This window comes from Mycobacterium parascrofulaceum ATCC BAA-614 (assembly GCF_000164135.1).
GTDB classification, from domain to species: Bacteria; Actinomycetota; Actinomycetes; order Mycobacteriales; family Mycobacteriaceae; genus Mycobacterium; species Mycobacterium parascrofulaceum.
The window spans coordinates 1896288-1898928 of the sequence record NZ_GG770553.1; the positions used below are offsets into that span (position 1 = coordinate 1896288).

Sequence of the window (2641 nt, forward strand, 5' to 3'; positions counted from 1 at the left end):
GAAGTCGTAGCGGACCGCGCCCAGCGCGATCTTGCCGTCGGTGGCCAGCACCCCTTCGGCGCGCAGCAGCTCCAGCTGCCGGGTGGTCAGATGACGCGCCGGGCGCCCCGAGGCGGTGATCACCCGGTGCCACGGCAAGTCCGAGGAGTCGGTCCGCATGATCCACCCGACGATGCGCGGGCTGGAAAGCCCTGCCACAGCGGCGATGTCGCCGTAGGTGGCGACCCTGCCCGCCGGGATCGCGGCGACCAGCGCGCGCACCCGTTCGACCTGATCGTCGGTCACCGGCGCCACGTCAGACCTCGAGCAGCTCGCGCGTCAGCGCCGCGACTTCGGCCGGCGCGGCGTAGGGCACCATGTGGTTGCAGTCGAGATCCAGCAGCCGGAAATCGGATCCCAGCCGTTCCTGCAGTCCGGTGATGAGCCCGTCGCCGACGTAGGGGGGCGAGGTGCGCTTGGCCCGCACCAGGACGGTCGTCGTGCCGTCCGGGGGCAGCACGGCGTCGCGGGCCAGCTCGCTCCAGTACGACATCATCGCCGGCAGGCTGACTCGCCAGCCGTACCGGCCGCCCGGCAGCGCGATCAGGTGCTCGTCGATTTCGGCGTCGAGCAGGGCGGGGTCCACGTCCGACCAGGAGCCGTGCAGCTTTTCCAGCCGCGCCTCCGCGGGGTCGGGGTAGTCGGGCGAGGACAACATCGCGTCGGCGATCTCGCGCATCCACTCGCCGTCCAACCCGACCGCGGGGTCCAGCAGCAGCAGCGCCGCCACCCGGTCCGGTCGTGCCGCGGCCAGCCGCATGGCGAGCGCGCCGCCGAAGGAGTGCCCCACCACCAGCACTGGCGCCCGCGCCTCGCCGTCGAGCAGCGCGGCCATCGCCGCGATGTTCGCTTCGATGGTCCACGGCGCCGCCCACGACGACCTGCCGTGACCGATCAGATCCGGTGCGGCGAAAGTGATCCCGGGCAGCAGGCCGGCCAGCTGCTGCCACCGCTGTCCGTGGCCGGTCAGCCCGTGCAGCGCCAGCACTCGCACCGGGCCGGGCGGGCCGTAGCGGTGCACGTGGAGGTCGGCGGTCACCCCCCGATCGTGCCAGCCGCCGCCACGGCCCCGCGCGGGCGGCTCAGCGGACGTCGTCCCAGTCGTCGTCGGCGGGGACGACGTAGGCCTGCTCGATCACGTCGGCCTCGTTCGCCTCGCGGTCGGCGGCGGTCAGATACTCGGTGTCCAGGCCGACCTCCTCGTCGAATTCGACGGGTTGCAGTTGCTCCACGGCGTCGCCTTCGGGCGCTTCGTCGTTGGGAAAGCCGGGTTCGACGTCCGTCACGATTACGTACCCTCCTCACCGTTCGTCTGGCTGCTCGCGGCCTCCAGCGTAGGGGGCGGCGGCGGCGCGCGCCGGGGCGACTTGTCAGACCCGGGTGATTGCATGCAGCCATGTCGTACACCTGGGGTCCCGAGGCACGGGTTCTGCTGGCGCCCGGCGTGCGCGGGCCGGTCCGGGTGCTGGGCGGGCCCGGGACCGGCAAGAGCAGCCTGCTGGTGGCGGCCGCGCTCGCGCAGATCGACGCCGGACTGGACCCGGGATCGGTTCTGCTGCTTACGGGTTCCGGCCGGCTGGGTGTGCAGGCGCGCGGGGCGTTGACGACGGCGTTGCTGCGGCCGCGCTGCGCCGGCCGCGCCGCCGTCCGGGAACCGTTGGTGCGCACCGTGCACGGCTACGCCTACGCGGTGCTGCGGCGGGCCGCCGAGCGCGCCGGTGAGGCGCCGCCGCGCCTGGTCACCAGCGCCGAACAGGACGCCATCATCCGGGAGCTGCTGGCCGGCGACCTCGAGGACGGCCCGCGCGCGGCGGCGGCGTGGCCCGCCCATCTGCAACCCGCGCTGGCTACCGCCGGTTTCGCCACCGAACTGCGGAACATGTTGGCGCGCTGCGCCGAGCGGGGCGTGGACCCGCAGGAGCTGGAGCGGCTGGGCCGTCGGTGTCGGCGGCCGGAATGGGCGGCCGCCGGGCAGTTCGCCCGCCAGTACGAGCAGGTGATGCTGCTGCGGGCGGCGGTCGGGACGGCGGCGCCGCAGGCGACGACGCCCGCGCTGGGCGCCGCCGAACTGGTTGGCGCGGCTCTGGAGGCCTTCGCGATCGATCCCGAGCTGCTGGCCGCCGAGCGGGGCCGGGTGCGGGTGCTGTTGGTCGACGACGCCCAGCAGCTCGACCCGCAGGCCGCCCGCCTGGTCCGGGTGCTCGCCGCGGGAGCCGACCTGGCCCTGATCGCCGGCGACCCGAACCAGGCGGTGTTCGGCTTCCGGGGGGGTGAGTCCGCCGGGTTGTCCCCCGCAAGCGGGTGGTGCCCCCAGGACGACGATGCGCCGTCGGTGACGCTGACGGTCTCGCATCGCTGCGCGCCGGCGGTGGCGCGCGCCGTCAGCGGCATCGCGCACCGGCTGCCGGGCGGCAGCGGCGGCCGGCGGATCGAGGGCACCGGGCCCGACGAGGGCTCGGTCACCGTGCGCCTGGCCGCATCGGCCCACGCGGAGGCGGCGATGATCGCCGACGCGCTGCGGCGTGCGCACCTGGTGGACGGCGTGCCGTGGTCGCAGATGGCGGTCGTCGTCCGCTCGGTGCCGCGGGCCGGCGCGCGATTG

At 74.7% G+C, this 2641-nt stretch carries 4 protein-coding genes; 1 reads left to right on the top strand and 3 read right to left on the bottom strand.

Annotation, left to right across the window (positions count from 1 at the left end; all coding sequences use genetic code 11):
• The 3 genes from HMPREF0591_RS08905 to HMPREF0591_RS08915 form a co-directional block, all read right to left on the bottom strand.
• Positions 1-294, bottom strand: a 294-nt coding sequence (locus HMPREF0591_RS08905; RefSeq protein WP_007168155.1) for an MGMT family protein, incomplete at its 3' end; no start/stop codon positions are given.
• A gap of 1 nt (position 295) precedes the next feature.
• A complete protein-coding gene (locus HMPREF0591_RS08910) occupies positions 296-1078 on the bottom strand; it encodes an alpha/beta fold hydrolase (protein ID WP_007168156.1) in 783 nt (260 codons plus the stop codon).
• Between the two features lie 43 nt (positions 1079-1121).
• Entirely contained in the window at positions 1122-1325 is a 204-nt protein-coding gene (locus HMPREF0591_RS08915) for a hypothetical protein (RefSeq protein WP_007168157.1), read from the bottom strand.
• Positions 1326-1435: 110 nt separating this feature from the next.
• Between HMPREF0591_RS08915 and HMPREF0591_RS08920 the strand changes: the two genes are divergently transcribed.
• A partial coding sequence (locus HMPREF0591_RS08920) for a UvrD-helicase domain-containing protein (RefSeq protein WP_007168158.1) occupies positions 1436-2641 on the top strand: 1206 nt, incomplete at its 3' end.